1 protein-coding gene is annotated in these 1222 nt (G+C 50.6%); it reads left to right on the plus strand.

The features are described 5' to 3' along the window. Positions 1-122: 122 nt before the first annotated feature. The coding region (locus EZJ44_RS08570) for an IS1249 family transposase (protein WP_165496170.1) at positions 123-1222 on the plus strand (1100 nt) is incomplete at its 3' end.

The raw sequence follows: 1222 nt of genomic DNA on the forward strand, positions 1-1222 counted from the left end.
AGTCGGTGTTATTGAGGTATAGGAGCTCTATACGGTAGGTTCCTTGACATGGCTTGGGTTATGTACTTTGGGTGAGAAAACGTAGTATTCGAGCCCGACGATGTCCTTTATGTCAAAGCGTGATGAAGAAAAACGGGAAGAACAAGTCCGGTACTCAACGCTGGTATTGCCCTGATTGTCGCTACAGTTCAACATCACGCGATTACCGTCAACAACGTCAGCGTCAGTTTCGCCAGTTCCTTGCCTATGTCACGGACACCGCGCCCAGACGCGTCCAAGGATCCTCGTTACGCACCTGGGACCGTGACCATGCCTGGTGCTGGCACACCAGACCCGCATGGCAGGTGACAGGCGAGGTATATGACCAGGTCTTTATTGACGGGACCTATATTCCCTATGGTTGGTGCATCCTGATCGCATCCACCACTAAGGGCGTGATCACTTATCAGGTATGCCAACGTGAAAACAAAGCCTCCTATACGGCTCTACTTTCACGTATCCCCGCTCCAATCGTGGTAGTCACTGATGGGGATAAAGGAGCACTAGGGGCGATTAGACAATGCTGGCCAGAAGCACGTATTCAACGCTGCCTAGTCCATATCCAACGTAATATTCGACGCGTGACAACCATCAACCCGAAAACCGATCAACACAAGGCTCTACACCAACTCGGACGCGACCTGACCCGCATAAACACAGCAGAGCACGCTATCACTTGGATCAAAGCGTTAGCAGCGTTCCACCAGCTCTACGATGACTGGTTGGAAGAGAAAACATACCGCACCGATATGTCCATCAGTGATATTCCCACTTTCGCAAGAAATAATAAGAAATGGTGGTACACACACTACCAGACCAGACGCATCATAAAATCTCTGGATCGATACGTCAAAGACCAGGTCTTGTTTACCTACCTCAGAGACGACCTAGACACAACCACTGTCCTTGCCTCGACAACTAACAAGCTTGAAGGTGGGATCAACTCGCCCCTGAAAGCTTTCCTTCACGCTCACCGAGGCTGGTCAGAAGAACACATGCTCACCGCAATCAATTACTGGCTATACACCAACAGTATCGACCCCAAACCCTTAGAAAGCTTCATCGACAACATCACGCAACCCCCAAAGCAACCAGTCCAAGAAGAACAACCCGGACCCGTCGAAATCGACACCGCCATCAACACGCAAGCCCCGTGGGAAGACGGCCTACACATCCAAAAAAG

Origin of the sequence: Arcanobacterium bovis, assembly GCF_004331995.1 — a bacterium.
Classification (GTDB): Bacteria; Actinomycetota; Actinomycetes; order Actinomycetales; family Actinomycetaceae; genus Arcanobacterium_A; species Arcanobacterium_A bovis.